This is a genomic window from Pseudoalteromonas sp. SG41-2 (assembly GCF_014164535.1).
Taxonomy (GTDB): Bacteria; Pseudomonadota; Gammaproteobacteria; order Enterobacterales; family Alteromonadaceae; genus Pseudoalteromonas; species Pseudoalteromonas rhizosphaerae.
The window spans coordinates 1-18,561 of sequence record NZ_JACJFK010000006.1 but is presented as its reverse complement, the minus strand read 5'-3'; the positions used below and the strand labels follow the sequence as shown (position 1 = coordinate 18,561).

At 41.0% G+C, this 18,561-nt stretch carries 18 protein-coding genes, 1 tRNA gene and 2 pseudogenes; 12 read left to right on the top strand and 9 right to left on the bottom strand.

The features are described from left to right. Positions 1–8 precede the first annotated feature (8 nt). The 3 genes from H5186_RS06375 to H5186_RS06365 all read right to left on the bottom strand — a co-directional run bounded on the left by H5186_RS06375 (position 9) and on the right by H5186_RS06365 (position 2,156). Positions 9–401, bottom strand: a complete 393-nt coding sequence (locus H5186_RS06375; protein ID WP_182761082.1) for a DUF3019 domain-containing protein — start codon at positions 399–401, stop codon at positions 9–11. Next, entirely contained in the window at positions 391–1,248 is an 858-nt protein-coding gene (locus tag H5186_RS06370) for a MipA/OmpV family protein (protein WP_149981433.1), read from the bottom strand. Before H5186_RS06370 ends, H5186_RS06375 begins: the two co-directional genes overlap by 11 nt. Positions 1,249–1,352: 104 nt before the next feature. Further along, positions 1,353–2,156 (bottom strand): hypothetical protein, encoded by an 804-nt coding sequence (locus H5186_RS06365; RefSeq protein WP_182719340.1) that lies wholly within the window; start codon positions 2,154–2,156, stop codon positions 1,353–1,355. Between the two features lie 116 nt (positions 2,157–2,272). On the opposite strand from H5186_RS06365, the gene H5186_RS06360 reads away from it, so the two are divergent. Continuing rightward, a complete protein-coding gene (locus H5186_RS06360) occupies positions 2,273–3,451 on the top strand; it encodes a serine hydrolase (protein ID WP_182719335.1) in 1,179 nt (392 codons plus the stop codon). Further along, positions 3,448–3,933 carry a histidine phosphatase family protein gene (locus H5186_RS06355; protein ID WP_182794250.1) on the top strand — a complete coding sequence of 162 codons (486 nt, stop codon included), beginning with the start codon at positions 3,448–3,450 and terminating at the stop codon, positions 3,931–3,933. Before H5186_RS06360 ends, H5186_RS06355 begins: the two co-directional genes overlap by 4 nt. A gap of 93 nt (positions 3,934–4,026) precedes the next feature. Here H5186_RS06355 and yhbY read toward each other — a convergent pair whose 3' ends face one another. Further along, positions 4,027–4,323: a ribosome assembly RNA-binding protein YhbY gene (gene yhbY, locus H5186_RS06350; protein ID WP_016707974.1), complete on the bottom strand. Its 297-nt coding sequence runs from the start codon at positions 4,321–4,323 to the stop codon at positions 4,027–4,029. An 88-nt stretch (positions 4,324–4,411) separates the two neighbouring features. Between yhbY and rlmE the strand changes: the two genes are divergently transcribed. The 8 genes and pseudogenes from rlmE to H5186_RS06310 all read left to right on the top strand — a co-directional run. After that, entirely contained in the window at positions 4,412–5,041 is a 630-nt protein-coding gene (gene rlmE / locus H5186_RS06345; protein ID WP_145239201.1) for a 23S rRNA (uridine(2552)-2'-O)-methyltransferase RlmE, read from the top strand. A gap of 66 nt (positions 5,042–5,107) precedes the next feature. Then, complete coding sequence (gene ftsH / locus H5186_RS06340; RefSeq protein ID WP_145239198.1) at positions 5,108–7,051, top strand: ATP-dependent zinc metalloprotease FtsH; 1,944 nt, start codon at positions 5,108–5,110, stop codon at positions 7,049–7,051. A gap of 102 nt (positions 7,052–7,153) precedes the next feature. Beyond that, positions 7,154–8,008 (top strand): dihydropteroate synthase, encoded by an 855-nt coding sequence (gene folP, locus H5186_RS06335; protein WP_182761081.1) that lies wholly within the window; start codon positions 7,154–7,156, stop codon positions 8,006–8,008. Between the two features lie 2 nt (positions 8,009–8,010). After that, positions 8,011–9,360, top strand: a complete 1,350-nt coding sequence (gene glmM, locus H5186_RS06330; RefSeq protein WP_145239192.1) for a phosphoglucosamine mutase — start codon at positions 8,011–8,013, stop codon at positions 9,358–9,360. 72 nt (positions 9,361–9,432) lie between these two features. Then, positions 9,433–10,182 (top strand): triose-phosphate isomerase, encoded by a 750-nt coding sequence (gene tpiA, locus H5186_RS06325; protein WP_182719338.1) that lies wholly within the window; start codon positions 9,433–9,435, stop codon positions 10,180–10,182. A gap of 1 nt (position 10,183) precedes the next feature. Beyond that, the gene (gene secG / locus H5186_RS06320; RefSeq protein ID WP_169019853.1) at positions 10,184–10,534 is read left to right on the top strand and encodes a preprotein translocase subunit SecG; all 351 of its coding nucleotides are present in this window, start codon (positions 10,184–10,186) and stop codon (positions 10,532–10,534) included. Between the two features lie 82 nt (positions 10,535–10,616). Continuing rightward, positions 10,617–10,701: transfer RNA gene (locus H5186_RS06315), tRNA-Leu, on the top strand. A 546-nt stretch (positions 10,702–11,247) separates the two neighbouring features. Further along, positions 11,248–11,340: pseudogene (locus H5186_RS06310) on the top strand (transposase); the annotation flags it as partial. Positions 11,341–11,522: 182 nt separating this feature from the next. Here H5186_RS06310 and H5186_RS06305 read toward each other — a convergent pair. Then, positions 11,523–11,891, bottom strand: a complete 369-nt coding sequence (locus H5186_RS06305; protein ID WP_182761078.1) for a hypothetical protein — start codon at positions 11,889–11,891, stop codon at positions 11,523–11,525. 95 nt (positions 11,892–11,986) lie between these two features. Between H5186_RS06305 and H5186_RS06300 the strand changes: the two genes are divergently transcribed. Beyond that, complete coding sequence (locus H5186_RS06300; protein ID WP_182794249.1) at positions 11,987–12,523, top strand: GNAT family N-acetyltransferase; 537 nt, start codon at positions 11,987–11,989, stop codon at positions 12,521–12,523. A gap of 92 nt (positions 12,524–12,615) precedes the next feature. After that, positions 12,616–14,286, top strand: a complete 1,671-nt coding sequence (gene ggt / locus H5186_RS06295) for a gamma-glutamyltransferase (RefSeq protein WP_182794248.1) — start codon at positions 12,616–12,618, stop codon at positions 14,284–14,286. Positions 14,287–14,744: 458 nt separating this feature from the next. Here ggt and H5186_RS06290 read toward each other — a convergent pair whose 3' ends face one another. The 4 genes and pseudogenes from H5186_RS06290 to H5186_RS06275 form a co-directional block, all read right to left on the bottom strand. Continuing rightward, positions 14,745–15,038, bottom strand: coding sequence for a HigA family addiction module antitoxin (locus H5186_RS06290; protein ID WP_182719628.1), 294 nt, complete (start codon positions 15,036–15,038; stop codon positions 14,745–14,747). Continuing rightward, entirely contained in the window at positions 15,038–15,316 is a 279-nt protein-coding gene (locus H5186_RS06285) for a type II toxin-antitoxin system RelE/ParE family toxin (protein ID WP_182740827.1), read from the bottom strand. The genes H5186_RS06290 and H5186_RS06285 overlap by 1 nt, the downstream gene beginning before the upstream one ends. Positions 15,317–16,152: 836 nt before the next feature. Then, on the bottom strand, positions 16,153–17,019 hold the full coding sequence (locus H5186_RS06280; protein WP_182719627.1) for an alpha/beta fold hydrolase: 867 nt from the start codon (positions 17,017–17,019) through the stop codon (positions 16,153–16,155). Positions 17,020–17,335: 316 nt separating this feature from the next. Next, positions 17,336–18,561: pseudogene (locus H5186_RS06275) on the bottom strand (IS3 family transposase); the annotation flags it as partial.

Below are 18,561 nucleotides of genomic sequence, written 5' to 3'. Positions count from 1 at the left end.
ATCTCGTTTTAAAAAAGCCGCCAGCGGCGTTTCTTTTGGCGATTTTGATACACCCATTGCAACTGTACTTGTTTTGATGCAATGATCTTACCGGTATCGCTGTTTATTAACTCAAATGAAATGCTTTCAACAGAATCAAAAGCATAATTTAACTTCCCGCTATTTTGTCTAAGCCAGCATTGCATAATATGCTTCGATGTTGCATCACGTAAACAGTAATTACCGATGCTAGTTTGTTGCCAGCTTAACTCAATATCAGCATAGCAGCTGCGTCCTTCTCGCAGTGCAACACAGGTATCGGGCAATGCAATTAAACTACTGTCGTGCGGTTCTTCGCCATCGGCCAATAACGGCTTTGTGTTAAGTAACAGTAATAAAATTACTGTGGTTTTAAAATACATAGCGCACGCCTACCATGGCTTTATGCTGATAATCCTGAGATACAATGGGACTGTTGGAAATTTCATTTGAAAACCAGGTAGATAGCCAGCCACCTAAAAATACCCAGTGTTGATTGAGTGGGTACTCGGCGTGGAATTCAAAAATCATACTCATTGCGGTGTCTGTTTGATAGACCGCACGAGTAGCGGTGGCTTCCTCTGTTGTAATGCCAAAATAGTAATTGGTGAAATCAGCTGAGTAAGCGCTGATACCAACACCGGTGCGAAACTCCCAGTTTTGCCATGGTAAAATATGACTAAAAAAGCTATTTACAACCCAGCCATTATGAGCACTGGAAATGTCATGTAAGTATTCAAAAGAGATTTGTGAGTTTTCAAAGCGGCGGGTAAGGCGTAAGCCAGTATCAAAGTCACTTTTTCGGCTTCGTATTCCTTTAAGTTCTGACACCACTCCACTGCTATAAAAGTCGAGTCCTGTTTCATCAAACCCAGCTTGCATATTAGTGCCAAGAATATCAAGATCCCAATCATACTTATTGATGATGCTATAACCAATAATAATGCCGCCACTGAGTTGGCTATGATCAATATCTAAATAAAAGCGTTCGTAAGAAATAGCAAGGTTAATATCAAGTTCTAGGCCGTCACTGTAAGAATCCATTCCAACTAAATAAGAATCTTCAACATAATAGCCCGCACCCGCGCTCCAATCCCAAGCAAAGCCTGAGGTAGGCTCTAAGGTATTATCAGCATAATAGCGATTGCTGGCATTGCTAGAGGTGCTCCATAAACCCACACTGATCAGTAATAACAGTAGTTTCTGTAGAGTGTGTTGTTTACGTTGCATCCATGATCCAAATAAATTAAGCAGTTGTTAAGTGTATTATATTGTCAAAGAGTTCCTTTGATCTGTAAAAAATTGTAGCCAGTAGTCATTCTGCAGACATGAACTTAGTGTACTTTAATTTTATCGATCAAAATACTACTCAGATAATAGTGCATCATCGGTGTTAGAGCACTCACTTCAGTGCGATTACACGGTCCTTGAAGTTTAGCTAAACTGGTCATTTTAGAAATGGTTTTATAGCTTGGTATACTGACTTCTTGATTGGCACGGGCAAGACGTGCTTGCTCAGTATTTTGTTGATGGATAAAAGTGGCTACTTCAAGCTCATTACTGATCACTTGTTCATCACTGAAGCTGTAAATAAGTGGTTCGCGGTGGAAGCTTGCACTGTCGATTGAGGATTTTCCAAACCACACTACATCACCTGATGCACGATGGATCAGGCGCATGCTAACCTCTGCATTGATGGTTGAGCATTGTTGGATCGGATACAGTTGTGTTATTTGCGCAAATAAAGGATACGCTTTATTCGGTGGTTGTATTTGATATTCAGTATCTTCAATAAAGTTGAGCTCTAGCTGGTGTATAGCTAGGGTATAATCACTATTGCCTTGATCAACGACACGTAAGTTCATAGTCGTTAATGCATCAGTTATTTGTTTAAATAGGGTATCCGTGACACTTGCTTTATCGGCAATAACTTGCACAGTTTGGTTACGAGTAATTTTATGCGCTGGTAATTGTACTGATTTTACTTTCGGTGAAGCATGTTCGGTTTCATAGGCTACTTGATAGCTTTGGCTTTTTAATTGCGGTTTGAGTGGCATTTCTAAAGGCGCAGCAGGTGGCGGCGCAGTGACACAGGCCGTTGTAATGAAAGTAAAAAAAACTATTGATAAATAACGTATGAACACTTTAAAACCCTTTGAAAGCTCGATAATCGGAATATTGTACGTTAGTCTTAATAAAACTTCATGGTATTATAAAGCTAAGAATGTCTTAATCTAGATAAAAATAATAAAAAATGAAGCCTTTTGTGTCGTTAATCAACTCCTTTTTTTTCGTTATCACGTTAGTTTTATTTCAATCGCAGGTTCATGCCAGCAAGCAACAGTGGCAAGAATTTGTCAATGATTATACACAACATCTCGAACATAAATTAAAAAGCAAAGGGATCCCAGGGGCTGCGTTGTCGATAGTTAATGGCCCTGATGATACGCATATACAAGGGTTTGGGGTAACAAAGCTAAATAAGGGCTTAGCAGTCAATGCCCATACTCGGTTTCGCTTAGCATCGGTATCTAAAACGTTTGCAGGCTCACTCAGTGCAAAGTTAGCCAATGAGGGGAAGTTTGCTTTAGACGACCCTGTCAGTAAATTTATTCCAGCCTTCGCCAATACGGATTACAAAAATAATTTAAAAGTTTTTCACTTACTCAGTCACTCCAGCGGTTTAGTACCTAATGCGTATGATAACTTGATTGAATCAAGAATGAGTTACCCTGATATAGTGCAAAAGTTGTTGAGTGTTGAACCTATCTGCCAACCAGGGCAGTGCTATGGCTATCAAAATGTGATGTTTAGCTTAATTGCTGAAGTGATCAAAAGCAGTACTAAATTGGATTACTCTCGGTGGATGAGTGAATTTATATTTTCACCATTAAATATGAATGATGCAAGCCTGGGTTATACCGCGATGGTAACAGATGATAATTATGCTCATCCCCATGTAAGAGGGCGCAAACGCTGGCATACCGCAAAATTGAAAAAAAATTATTACAAGGTACTTCCCGCAGCCGGCGTTAATGCTAGTGCCAGTGATATGGCTATTTGGTTAAAAGCGCAGTTAGGATATTACCCAACGGTATTATCCAGTGCAGTGCTAGCCAGTCAAACTCGTCCTTATACGCATACAAAAAAAGAGTTACGGCGTCGAGTGTGGAAAAAGCACCTTAGCGAGGCCTATTATGGCTTAGGCTGGCGGGTTTACGAATATGATAATGAAACCATTTACTATCATAGCGGCTGGGTGCAAGGATATCGCAGTGACCTTGTAGTAATACCGCACTTAAACATAGGTTTCAGTCTGATCCTTAACGCCGAAACCGGTATCATTAATGAATTAACCACAGAGTTTATTGATCGTGTGTTGCTATTCAAACGCTCACAACAACTAGCAATGTATAAAGAGGAAGACAAATGAACTATATTTTAGCGAGCGTAATATTACTGTTTACTGCGAATTTAACAGCAGCACCGCAAAGTATTTTTTTGTTTCGCCATAGTGAAAAATTAACAGGCAACGATCCCCATCTTACGGATGCCGGCAAGCAACGGGCGCAGCAGTTAGTGAGTCTGCTTAGTAAAGTCCAGCCAACAGCAGTTTTTAGTACGGACTATAATCGCACTATCGAGACCGCAACTCCTATTGCTGAACATTTTAATATTACAATTCAAAGCTACGACCCTCGTGACTTAGCCGCATTTAAACACACTGTTTTAGCGCAAGATGGCGTAGTGGTGATTGTAGGCCATAGTAATACCACGGCAGAATTGGCAGAATTGGCAAAATTAATAGCGCAAATAGATGTTGAAAAGATGCCTGAAACTGAATTTAACCGCTATTTTATCTTACAAAGCGAAGCGCAAGGTTATCAGTTGAGTGATATGAAGATGAATTTTTGAGCAATGTAATATATTTATTTACAATTTATTGCAGTTGCGTCGCAGATATAAAAAAACCAGCAATTGCTGGTTTTTTTATAGCGGAATAGAAAATTAATTACGTGGTAATTGGATCTTCTTTTCTTCGCTTTGGCGATAAAGCACAAGGGTGTGGCCGATTGACTGTAATTTCTCAGCACCGGTTTCACGAATAATAGCTTCAAAAATCAGTGCTTTAGTCTCACGATCATCAGTAGGTACTTTTACTTTAATAAGTTCGTGGATTTCTAGAGCGCTTTGAATTTCAACTAATACACCTTCAGTTAAACCGTTAGAACCAAGAAGTACAACTGGTTTTAGAGAGTGTGCTTGACCTTTTAAAAACTGCTTTTGTTTGTTCGATAATTTCATGTTGTTACAAATTTTGCTGAATATGGCTTGAATTAAGGGTATTCTAACGCCATCTAGAGAATATTACTAATTAGTTGCGTGTTAATTTATGACGAATAAGAAACTTTCGGCCAGTTCACAGCGATGGTTGAAGGAACATTTTGATGATCCTTATGTTCACGAGGCACAAAAGAAAGGTTGGCGCTCTCGTGCGATTTTTAAACTCGACGAGATCCAAAATAAAGATAAATTACTACGCCCAGCCATGACTGTTGTTGATTTGGGAGCTGCGCCGGGAAGCTGGTCACAGTATTTAGCAGAAAAAGTAGGCGATAAAGGGCAGGTGATCGCTTGTGATATATTACCTATGGATTCATTGGCCGGCGTTGATTTTTTGCAAGGAGATTTCCGAGAAGAAGCTGTTTTAGATGCGTTATTAAATCGCATTAATGGTAAAAATGTTGATGTGGTGCTCTCTGATATGGCACCAAACATGAGTGGTAATAGCTCCGTTGACCAAGCTGGAAGCATGTATTTAGTGGAATTAGCATTAGATATGTGTAGCCAAGTTTTAAAGAAAAATGGTGCATTTGTTGTTAAAGTATTCCAAGGTGAAGGCTTTGATGAATTCTTAAAAACAGTGCGTGATAGCTTTAAAACTGTAAAAATCCGTAAACCCGACGCCTCACGTGCGCGATCACGTGAAGTATATATAGTAGCGACAGGCTACAAACTGTAGTACAGTTGTCAGGCGTTTAGTTGAATTTAAATTAATTGGATACAAGAGGTTAACCCCTTGAGCGATATGGCGAAAAATCTAATACTCTGGCTGGTCATTGCAGTTGTGCTAATGTCAGTATTTCAGAGCTTTAATGGTGGCGATCAAACAGACCGTCAAACTAGTTACAGTCAATTTGTAAAAGATGCCCGAAGTGGCGCTATACAAGAAGTGGCAATCGAAAGTACCAGTGGCACAATTACTGGCACTAAAACCAATGGCGATCGCTTTCAAACGATCATGCCTATTTATGATAAAGACATTCTTAATGACTTATTAAAAAGTGATGTGAATGTAAAAGGTGTGAAGCCAGAAGAGCAATCATTCTTAGCGAGCATCTTAATTTCATGGTTCCCAATGTTATTACTAATTGGGGTATGGATTTTCTTCATGCGTCAAATGCAAGGCGGCGGTGGCAAAGGTGCTATGTCGTTTGGCAAGAGTAAAGCACGCTTAATGAGTGAAGACCAAATTAAAACCACCTTCGCAGATGTTGCCGGTTGTGATGAAGCTAAAGACGATCTAACAGAGCTTGTTGATTTCTTACGTGATCCATCTAAATTCCAAAAACTTGGCGGTAGTATTCCTAAAGGCGTATTAATGGTTGGTCCTCCAGGTACGGGTAAAACCTTACTTGCTAAGGCCGTTGCTGGTGAAGCAAAAGTACCATTCTTTACGATTTCAGGTTCAGACTTTGTTGAGATGTTTGTTGGTGTGGGTGCTTCGCGTGTTCGAGATATGTTTGAACAAGCGAAAAAAGCAGCGCCATGTATCATCTTTATCGATGAAATTGATGCCGTAGGCCGTAAACGTGGCGCAGGTATGGGTGGTGGTCACGATGAGCGTGAGCAAACACTTAACCAAATGCTAGTAGAGATGGATGGCTTTGAAGGCAATGAAGGTATTATCGTTATTGCCGCGACTAACCGCCCAGATGTACTTGATCCAGCATTACTTCGTCCTGGTCGTTTTGACCGTCAAGTAGTGGTTGGCTTACCTGATATCCGTGGCCGTGAACAGATCCTTAAAGTACATATGCGAAAAGTGCCATTAGGCGATAACGTAGAAGCTTCTGTTATTGCGCGTGGTACACCTGGATTTTCTGGTGCTGATTTAGCAAACTTAGTCAATGAAGCGGCTCTATATGCTGCACGTGGTAATAAACGTGTTGTTAGCATGGCTGAATTTGATGCTGCTAAAGATAAAATCATGATGGGCGCAGAGCGCAAGACCATGGTGATGAGCGAGAAAGAAAAAGAAATGACTGCGTATCATGAAGCCGGACATGCAATTGTTGGCCGCATCGTACCAGAGCACGATCCTGTTTATAAAGTATCGATTATTCCACGTGGCCGTGCCCTTGGTGTAACGATGTATTTACCAGAGCAAGACCGTGTTAGTCACTCTAAAGAGCTATTGGAATCTATGATTTCAAGCTTATATGGTGGCCGAATTGCTGAAGCACTGATTTATGGTGAAGATAAAGTAACTACCGGTGCTAGTAACGATATTGAACGTGCTACTGACATTGCGCGCAAAATGGTTACACAGTGGGGCCTAAGTGAAAAATTAGGGCCATTACTATACGCTGAAGATCAAAATGAGATGTACATGGGTGGCGGCGGTGGTCGTGCCATGAGCATGTCGGATGAAACGGCAAAAGTAATTGATGCTGAAGTTCGTTTGTTCTCAGATCGCAACTATCAACGCGCTGAGCAAATCTTGAAAGATCATATTGATATTCTGCATTCAATGAAAGATGCATTAATGAAATATGAAACGATTGATGCTAAGCAAATTGATGATCTAATGGCACGTCAGCCTGTACGTGAACCACGTGATGCGCATGACCGCCGTGATACTGCTGATAAAAAACCAGCAGTTGAAGAGAGCAAAGCAGAGCCAGTTGCTGAAAAAGACGACAAGCCAGCTCAAAAAGATGAAACAAATCTTGATGATAAAGCTGAATAACAGTTAAAATAGCTAAACGAAAAGCCCCGATTGTCGGGGCTTTTTTGTAACTGGTTAAATAAAGTATATATATCAATGCAATGGATGTATTGAAGGTGATAGATGACCACAGTTAAGTTACCTAGAGGTCGCAGTTTACACCTCGACACCCCAGTTATAATGGGGATCTTGAATGTCACTCCTGACTCTTTTTCAGATGGTGGGCGCTACTATCAAACAGACAGCGCTGTCATACAAGCTCAAAAGTTACTCGCAGATGGTGCTACCATATTAGATATTGGTGGCGAATCAACACGTCCTGGTGCGCCTGATGTTAGCCTTGAGGATGAATTAGCCAGAGTAATACCCGCAATCGAGGCAATTCGTGCCCACAGTGATAGCGCCGTTAATGATTGCATCATTTCGATTGATACCAGTAAAAGTGAAGTAATGCGTCAAGCTATTCTAGCTGGTGCTGATATTGTTAATGATGTGCGTGCTTTACAAGAGCCAAACGCACTGGCAACAGTTGCTCAGTATCCAGACGTTGCGGTGTGTTTAATGCACATGCAAGGCCAACCTCGAAGTATGCAAAACTCTCCACATTACGATGATTTATTCAGTGATATAAATGATTTTTTTGTACAGCGGATCAATGCCTGTGAAACAGCGGGTATTCAGCGCCAGCAAATTATTTTAGACCCCGGGTTTGGCTTTGGTAAAACCCTCAGTCACAACTACCAATTACTGGCGCGGTTTAATGAATTTAACCACTTTGGTTTACCTGTTTTAGCAGGACTATCGCGCAAATCAATGATTGGCAACTTATTAAATAGACAAACAAACGAGCGCCTTGCTGGCAGTTTAGCAGGGGCATTAATTGCAGCGCAAAATGGCGCAAAAATTATTCGTGTACATGATGTAAAAGAAACCGCAGATGTGCTTGGCGTGTGGCAAGCTTGCGAACAAGGAATTTAAAAATGAAAGAAAGAAAGTATTTTGGCACCGATGGTGTACGTGGCATGGTAGGTGAATACCCAATTACACCAGAATTTGCACTTAAATTAGGTTGGGCTGCAGGCAAGGTACTATCAAAAAATGGCACTAAGAAAGTCATTATTGGTAAAGATACTCGCATTTCTGGTTATATGTTAGAGACATCACTTGAAGCGGGTTTGATCGCCGCAGGTATCGATGTGGTATTACTTGGCCCGATGCCGACGCCAGCCGTTGCATATTTAACGCAAACATTTCGTGCTGAAGCTGGAATTGTGATCAGTGCATCTCATAACCCATATCATGACAACGGCATTAAGTTTTTTTGTGGCCGAGGTTTGAAGTTAGCTGATGAAGTTGAGCTACAAATTGAAGCAATGCTTGATGAACCAATGACCTGTGTAGCATCTGATAAGCTAGGTAAAGCCCGCCGTTTAGAAAGCGCTGATGGCCGTTATATTGAGTTTTGTAAAAGCCAATTCCCACAAGGCCTGTCGTTAGAAGGTTTAAAGATTGTATTAGATTGTGCCAATGGTGCAACTTATCATATCGCACCATCAGTAATGCGTGAATTAGGCGCGCAGATAATTAGCCATGCTTGCGAGCCAAATGGTGTAAACATCAACCTAGAATGCGGTGCGACCCATGTTGATGCATTAAAACGCAAAGTATTAGAACATAATGCTGATGTCGGCATTGCCTATGATGGTGATGGCGACCGTGTAATGATGGTTGATCACAATGGCCGTGTCTTTGATGGTGATGATATTGTTTATATTATTGCCTGCCAAGCTGCCAATGATGACATGTTAGGCGGTGGTGTTGTTGGCACGGTAATGTCTAATATGGGTCTTGAAAACGCGCTTAAAGCGAAAGGTATTGAGTTTGCTCGCAGTAAAGTGGGTGACCGTTATGTAATGGAATTACTACAAGAAAAAGGCTGGAAAATCGGCGGTGAAAGCTCAGGGCATGTATTGAATCTGGATTTGATCAGCACCGGTGATGGCATCATTTCAAGCCTACAAGTTTTGGCTGCTATGGTGGCGCAAAATCGTACGCTAAAAGATCTTGGCGCAGGGTTTGTTAAATACCCGATGAAGATGATTAATGTGCGCTATAAAGCGGGCACAGATCCAACACTTGCACCAGAGGTTATTGCTGCGGTTGCTGATGTTGAAAAACAACTTGCTGGTAAAGGCCGTGTGTTATTACGTAAATCTGGCACTGAGCCGGTTGTTCGCGTGATGGTAGAAGCCGAAGAAGAGAAAATAGTCCTTGATAGTGCACAAAAAATTGCTGCAGTTGTCGAATCTATGAGCAAACAAACTGATTAAGAACAATAACCTCTTGTAACTTTGGGCGAGTCGAGTTACTATCTCGCCCGCTTTCTAATGTGGAGTGGAAAAATGGCAATACGCAAGCCAATGGTCGCAGGCAATTGGAAAATGAACGGCTCGAAAGAGTTAGTACAGCAATTATCTGACGCTATCAACAACGTAAAATCAGATCAGATAGACGTTGTGGTATTTCCACCTTACCCATTGTTACCTATGCTAACAGCAACAGGTGTAACAACTGGGGCACAAACGGTTTCTGAAAATGAACCGGGTGCATTTACTGGTGAAGTTGATGCGCAATTAATTAAAGATATAGGTTGCCAATATACCTTAGTTGGTCACTCTGAACGTCGTAGTATCTACGGCGAAAGTAATGACACTGTTGCAGCTAAGTTTGCTCGTGCACAACAAGTGGGTTTAACACCTATCTTATGTGTTGGTGAAAGTGAACAGCAACGCGAACAAGGTCAAACTGAATTAGTCGTTGCTGCACAAATTGATGCAGTAATTGATAAATTAGGTCTAGCAGCACTGAAAGATTCTGTGATAGCATACGAGCCCGTTTGGGCCATTGGCACAGGTAAGACTGCATCGCCTGAACAAGCACAACATGTGCACAAATTTATCCGTGATAAAATTGCTGCTAACAGTAGTGATTTAGCACAAGGGCTGACCATTCTTTATGGTGGCAGCGTAAATGAAAAAAATAGCGAATTATTATTTGCACAACCAGATATAGACGGCGGCCTGATTGGTGGCGCTAGTCTAAAAGCAGAGTTATTTACTGCAATCTGCGAAAGTGCAAAAGGGACCGTATAAGATGTACGAAATTTTATTAGTAGTTTATTTAGTTGTTGCTTTAGCGCTTGTTGGTATGGTTTTAATTCAACAAGGTAAAGGCGCAGACATGGGTTCATCATTTGGTGCTGGTGCCTCTGCAACCGTTTTCGGTTCGTCAGGTGCAGGTAACTTTATGACAAAAACAACTACAATCTTAGCCAGTGTTTTCTTTGTGCTAAGTATTGTACTAGGTAACTTAACTGCAGGTCAGATAAAAAAGACTGATGAGTGGGAAAACCTAGAAGCAGCACCAGCAGTTGAAACAATTGCTCCTGCAGCTGATGATGTTCCAGTAACATCAACGAAAGAGAAATCTGACGTACCAAATTAATACTTATTAAAAGTATCGTTAAACGATTTATCATCCTCAAATAAATCATATGTTTAACACCTAAAGCGAAAGCTTTAACAATGCGGTTGTGGTGGAATTGGTAGACACGCTACCTTGAGGGGGTAGTGCTTTCGGGCGTGGGGGTTCAAGTCCCCCCAACCGCACCATCTTATAAAAACCAGTAACAGCGATGTTACTGGTTTTTTGCTTTTTGTGGTCTGCAATTAGCACAGACTCTCACCTCGATTAGCTCCTCCTGTTTATTATACCAATCGTGTTAAGTTACTGACCATTTATAGCGACAGATAAATACAGTGATAACAAGGCGTAAATTTTGACATGTAGTTGTTCTACTTGAAAAAATTATAACGCAGTTAGCGCTTTATTTAGCGCGCTAGAATGATTAAATATTTAAGTCGATTGGTATTAAAATTAGCATCACTTCAAGTATAGCGCTGTAGCGCACAGACGAAAAACGACGGTTAGTCCAAGTTATCAATACCTATTACGTTCTTTGATATATGGATTTATCCATTGGAGGCCTGAGTGACTGCAACGTGCACCTTACCAGTTTGTAAGCAATCATTTATTAAACTATTTACCTAGACTCGAATACCAATGGTTTGTTGAAAATTGCACGCCAGTAGAGCTGTTGTTTGGCGAAACACTCAATATTGCTGATAAAGTGATATTGAGTGTTTATTTTCCAGTGATGGGGTGGAGAGTTTTGGTCTGATGGTTATTTTGCAAATACGGTAGGAAAACATGGTGACGGATCAATGATAAGAAAGTATGTGAAAAACTAAGGAAATAATTATGACCAACTCCATTTGGATCATCAGTTAGCTATGTTCTAACCAAATACCCCACTCACGAAGTGAGTACTGCGTTAGCAGAAGGGCTTGCCCGGGGATGTTTATTAAATTGTTAGTCAGTCCATAGTTACAATAGTAGGGGCTACCTCAGTAAACTATAGGCCGCAGGTAAACTAGTTATTACTTTCTTTGTTATGTTCTTCACGTGCAGCTTGTAATTCGTCAACGAGCTGTTGGGCTTTTTGCTTGGTTTTTTCAGTTAACTCGCCTGCTGCTTCTTTACTTTCAATCCAGGCATCTAAAGCCACCTCTTTGCCATCATCATACATATCAAGGCCAAGTTTTTTACTTTCTTGCAGTAGCTCATCAAGTGATTCACCTTTAAATTGATTGCTGGTTTCTTTTACTTCATCCCATGCATCATTAAGTGCTTTTTTAACCTCAGTTTTAGCTTCTGCGGCATCTTTTTTTGCTTCGCTAGCATCTTCACAACCGGTTAGTGCTACACAGCCTAATAAAACTAAACTTGCTAATTTGTTCATATTCGTTCCTTTGTATAATAATGATGTCCCGAGGAATATTTCCTCTGGTACAGTATTGATGGCAATCTTAAAACAAGCAATATACAGGCTAGAAAATGAATATACCTCGAACAGCACGACTTAATTTTAAATTAATGGATGAAAATGACAGTGCGCTACTGTTTGAACTCGATAACGACCCACAAGTTATGGAGTACCTTACTCGTGGCAAGACGACGACCATGAGCACCATCAAAGACGTTTTTATTCCGCGCATGCAAGCCTACCGTAATCCACAAAAGGGCTGGGGGCTTTGGCAAGTTAACCTTAATGATAATGACAGCTTTATTGGTTGGATATTAATTCGGCCAATGAGGTTTTTTACTGCAGAGCCTGATTTTAGTGATATTGAAATTGGCTGGCGTTTTAAACGTACAAGTTGGGGTAAAGGTTACGCCAGTGAAGCCGCGCAAGCCGTTGCCGATGTGATCACCGCCAATGTTGAGATCAAGGCACTTAGCGCCACTGCACTAAAAGACAATAACGGCTCGATTAAAGTGATGGAAAAGCTGGGTCTGCAGTTTATTGAACACTATACCTATAGCGACGAGTTCGGCGAGTTACCAGCCGTGTTATATCGAAAATTTGTGTAAAGTTATTCATTGTAGTTTGACCCTTGTTAACTGAATGTGTATTAATGGGGTTAATAAAATAATCAAAAAATAAAATCAACAAGGAATTAAATATGTTTGCTGGTGTAAAACATTTACTGATTTTTAGTGTCGTTGTAATGCAGTTACACATAACTGCATTGGCAGCTAGTGGAAAAACAGCCCAAGCGGCAGTGGCTATGCCCGATAGTTACAGTAGTGACGTAGCAAGAGCCATTTTGGAGCAGGGCGGTAACGCGGTTGATGCAGCCATTGCTGCGCAATTTGTATTAGCCGTTACTTTGCCTGAAGCGGGAAACATTGGCGGTGGTGGTTTTATGCTGATCCAAAAAGACGGGCAAGGCGACTTTATAGATTACCGCGAAACAGCTCCAATTGCCGCCCATCGCGATATGTATTTGGATGACAAAGGTAATGTGGTTGCAAATAAATCGATATACGGCATTTACGCCAGTGGTGTACCCGGTAGTGTGGCGGGTATGTGGCTTGCTCATCAAAAACACGGCACACTAGATTGGAAAATCCTTGTTGAGCCTGCAGTAACGTTAGCCGAACAGGGTTTTATTGTTCACCCGAAATTAGCCAGCAGTATTGAGCGCTACATTGCCCGCATGGCTAAAAAAGACGTAACAATTAACTTTGCTGATTATTTTGCCAGCGCTAAAGCTAATCAAAACTTTAAGCAACCTGAGCTTGCAACCACGTTAAAACGTATTCGCGAGCAAGGTAAGGCAGGATTTTATGAAGGAGAAACGGCTAAAATCATTGCCGATTTTATGGCTGAACATGGCGGGATCATTACGCAAGCGGATTTAAAAGCCTATCAAGCAAAATCACGTACCCCAATGAAAGCAGCTTGGAACGGTTACCAAGTACTTACATCACCACCACCAAGCTCCGGCGGTATTGCAATAATACAATGGTTAAAAATGTACGAGCTGACTAAACCCAAAGCAGGGCTTGAGCACAACTCCACAGCATATATTCATTTATTAGCAGAAATTGGCAAACGCGTATTTGCTGATAGAGCAGAGTACTTAGGTGATCCAGACTTTTTTGATGTGCCAAAGAGCGAACTAATCGCCATGGATTATCTTAAAAAGCGCAGTAGCAGCATCACACTCGATAAAATATCGACGACTGAAAACATTAAACCTGGGTTATATGAAAGCGAACAAACCACGCATTTTTCTATAGTTGATAAATGGGGTAATGCAGTATCGAATACCACCACCATTAATTTAGGTTATGGCAGTGGTGTAGTCGTTGCTGGCGCGGGCTTTTTGCTTAACGATGAAATGGATGACTTTAGTGCCAAACCAGGGGTGATGAATGTATTTGGCGCGCTCGGTGGTAAAGCCAATGAAATCCAGCCGCATAAGCGTATGCTTAGCTCAATGACGCCAACTATCTTACTCAAAGGCAATAAAGTTAAAATGGTCACCGGCTCACCGGGCGGCACCACCATAATAAGCTCGGTGTACGAATCTATTTTAAATGCGGTTGAATTTAATATGAGCGCCGATGAAGTGGTAAATAGCCCGCGTTTTCATCATCAACTTTGGCCTAAAAATGTGATCCGTCATCATGCAGGTTTAGATGCAAACGTTGTTAAAGCACTAGAGAAAATGGGCTACACCTTAGACGAGCGCCATTTTGGTGATATGCATGTGATCATCGAACGTGATGGCAAACTAGATGCCGGCTCAGAAGCGTCAGGGCGCGGTAAGGCGATGGTGTTTTGATCGCAGCTTTAAGCGGTAAGTCATAAGTTGTAAGATTGCTTGGTGTTAAATTAAGCGATTGTAGTTGGGGTGAGGGTAACGAAGCCCAATTACAAAAAGGTTTCAGGGGCTAGGTAACTAGGTGCTAGGGGAGTGTGTTGTAGGCGCGAGTTTATCTCGGGCAGTACGCAGTTTAATGAAATTGGCAGTCAGCGAACGACTCGCCATAGCATTTGGTATCACCAGCACCAAAAGTAGGCGCTTGGCAGCGAAGGCCCTTGTCGAAGCTAAAAAACAAAAGGAATTAACATTGCGCTAGGCAATGACTATTTAGCTTCACAAGGTTAAGCGTCATTGAGATCTTTGGATCAATATTCATTACGGGAGATGAACCGCCCATAGCACTTCCTGTTAATAAAAGTGCATGATGGGTGGTGTGGGGGCTGGAGGTTAGAGACCTCCGGCTACCCGATTATTTTTTATGGCACTGCAAAGTTTACTGCGTGGACATTGGTTAAATTAATTTGTTGTTTTGCATGCCACAGATCGTAGTTATCTTGCATTGCTAACCAACTCTCAGGAGTTCTGCCAATGGCTTTAGATAAGCGAAGTGCCATTTCTGGTGAGATTGCACTTTGACCTTTTAGAACTCTATTTAATGTAGACGATGCTACATCTAGTTGTTTAGCTAAATAACGGCAACTAAAGCCTGCAGGCTCTAGGTAAACGTCATAGATAAACTCTCCTGGGTGTGGTGGATTATGCATAGTCATTAGTGATAGTCCTCATAATTGAGAATGTATGCATTACCATCGATAAACTCAAAAGTAATGCGCCAGTTACCATTTACAGTAATAGACCAAATCCCGTCACGATCCCCTTTGAGAGGGGGCAATTTAAAACCGGGTAAATTGATATCATCAATTTCTTGTGCGGTATCTATTGCTGCAAGTTGCATGCGCAATTTGCGTTGATGTTTGGCCTGAATTCCAGCAACACTTCCTGTTTGGAAGTATTTCTTGAGGCCTTTATGTTTGAAAGATTTAATCATGGCACAAGTATAGCGCGATGCGCATCACTCGTCGATAAAAATATCGCCCAATTAAGCGGATGAAAACAGTGGGCTAAAATGTGGAACGAAGCGAAACTAACTGTTTTTTGTTCTTGTTTAACAGCTTGTTATACGTTTTATACAAATCGTGCAAGCATTCATTTTCTATGTCGTTAAGCAGTGTGTCACCGTGCGTTAACTTTAGGTTGTTAGAGTCACCTGTATCAAAAATTGACCTGACACCATCGAGTACACAAAGGAAACCAAAAACAGATTCATTTACAGCATCAGATATAATACTTTTTACCATATCTTTATCCGAGTCACTTAAGGAATTAAACCAAGCCTCCTGAAACGTATAACGAGCTTGTAGAATAACCCGTTTTTAATTTATTTTTATTGATGCATTAACCATAGCCGAGTTCCTATTCTGATTCAATCGACAACTGACTTTTACGTAAAATATAAAAAGAGCATTTGCTGTTGCTTTAATGGGCGTTTTGGAATGTATGACAGGTGTTTAAGTGGCTTATTTGATGAGGTAGCAGCTTACCTTTATTAATGCATCGTGTTTTACGCATGCTAATATTAGCCTTTAAGATAATCCTCATTTACTTCTCATTCTCTGCTCTTTGTGCAAAAAATCTTTTATTGAATTATTCATAAAGAGGTTCAGAGACGCTGCGCATTAGAGTAATAGATTAGCTTCATCTACTCGATGCCTCGTAAAACATAACGCTTTGCCAATGGGCAAATGCGAACGTTGTTGGGCGAAGCCCAGTGAGTATTTGTCCCAGCCGCGTTGTTTGCGGCGATTTTGGGCAACTTGTTAAGCCTCATTTTCTAACAAGTTCCTTAATGCTTTTTACAACCAAATCACGGTCTGCGATGTGCAGATGATGCTTTTCTGATTCCGAATAGATAATTCGGCTATTTGTAGATAAACTTTTAAAGTAACTCTCTGCATTTGCATATAGGGAGTCCATTGACTTCGCGATTTCCTCGGGAACAAAAGGAGGGTCATAACGCTCTTCGGTCTGTTTTGAACGTAAAATTATAATTGGCTTATCACCGAATTTAGCTGCTTCAGATAGAATTTTGTAGCTTTTCATATGATCTACGTTTTCAGGAACTCTTTCAAACATTGGATCATGAACACTTTGCTCAAAATTATAAAAACGCTCCAATTTTTCATTGTTTGTTTTAAAGTTTTCAGGCCACCTTGTACCCATAGTGTAAAAGTAGCCTAAAGGAGGTGGATCAATCAGCACAGCCCCCATAACCTCTTGTGGATATAGGTTATTGAATGCCGTAATGATATAAGATGCATATGAGCCACCAGTAAAGTAATACGGCATTTTAACACCGGCTACTTGAAGCAGTTTTTTTAGCCTTTTAGCCATATCATCGACGGTGAAAGGCACGGGACCTTTTTCACTTTTTCCAAGACCTGATCGATCATATAAACAAATACTGAAATCATTTTTCAATTGTTTAATATTCTCCAACCAAACCCCATCAGAACCAGAACGACCGAAGCCTTGCTCAACTATTAATTGAGGCTTGTCATTTTCGTAGCACTCAAGATACAACTTAAACCCACCAACATCATATAGTCCTGACGTTGTTGGTTGTAACTCTTGCTCTGTACCTGGTGCACCAAAGCTAATAAAAATTGAGAATAACCATATAATTGATTTCATTTAGACTCCATTCCCTCGATGAGGCATAACTTCGGCATGACACGATTGTGTACGCCCGACATGGGCATTGACTTATGAGGTGAAAGTCCTCTGTAGGAAGATCACCGTTTAAATAACACGCTATTATTAAACGATAGACACTCGCGAATGGCAAGGGCTAAATCGCGAGAGATAGTCTGGAGGCGGAGTTTTTCAAGTTAGTTGTCGCCTCAAGTTAAATTTTATGCCGCCCGCATTTCTTCTTTTTTCTCAGGATTCAAATTTACTTCGTTTATCATCGGAGTTTTTCAAGTTAGTTGTCGCCTCAAGTTAAATTTTATGCCGCCCGCATTTCTTCTTTTTTCTCAGGATTCAAATTTACTTCGTTTATCATTGACCAATCTCGTGACTTTCCTGACCAACGACTTGGGTTATTCAATTTAGCTGCGTCGTTTACCTGCTGACGCTTGGCTAATATCTCTTTATCTAAACCTAAATGACGTTGATTTGGCGTCACAAATTTTATACCACTGTGTAGGTGCTCATTATTGTACCAATCAACGAACCCGCTTACCCATTCTCTTGCTGCGCTTATATCTTCAAATGCCTTTTCTGGGTATTCTGGGCGATACTTTAACGTTTTAAATAACGACTCAGAGTATGGATTGTCATTACTTACTGATGGTCGACTAAATGATGGCACAATCCCTAACTCCTGTAATGTTGCCAACAATGTCGCGCCTTTCATTGGGCTGCCATTATCTGAGTGCAACGTGACTTGCTCGCGCTTTATTTGCTCCCGACTGCAAATATCCTTCATTAAATCTGCGGCTAACTCACTTAACTGTGTGTCGTAAACCTGCCAGCCAACAACCTTTCGACTAAAAATGTCCATCACTAAATATAAGTATAAAAATTGCCCTTTCACGCTCGTTGGTAAATAGGTGATATCCCAAGTATATACTTCATTTGCACGCACTGCCTTCAATGCCCTTGGCTTTTTCATCGGCTTAGCTGGCTTTACTTTTTCTCTATGCGTTAATAAGTTATGTGCCTTCATGACACGATAAAACGAACTTTCAGACGCTATCCATATGCCGTTATCAAGCAGCTTAGGGACTATTTTACTGGCCGGTAAATGCCCATACTCAGTTGAGTTAACCGTATTAATAATGCGCTGCCGCTCTAATTCTGTGAGACGATTTGGCGGCCGTTTTATCGTACTTGTTCGCTTGTCAGTCATATTGTCAGCTTCAATCCAGCGCTGAACGGTTCTTACCGTCAGCCCAAGTAACTCACATGCTTTTTCTTTCCTTGCCCCTGAAGCCTGTGCGCTTGTGATAAGCGTTATTAATTCATGTCGCTCAGCCTGTGTTGTTAATCGTCCTCGTTGAAACCCCAGAGTGCATCCGCTTTTTTTTTGAGAACAAGCAGAGCGGCTGTTTCAGCTAAGGCTTTATCTTTACGATTAAGCTCTTTTTGCAGCTGTTTTATTTCTTGCTTTAACTGTTTACTGTCTGATTTAGCTAGTTTCGTTGTAGGTCCTTGGGCAAAGTCGTGCTT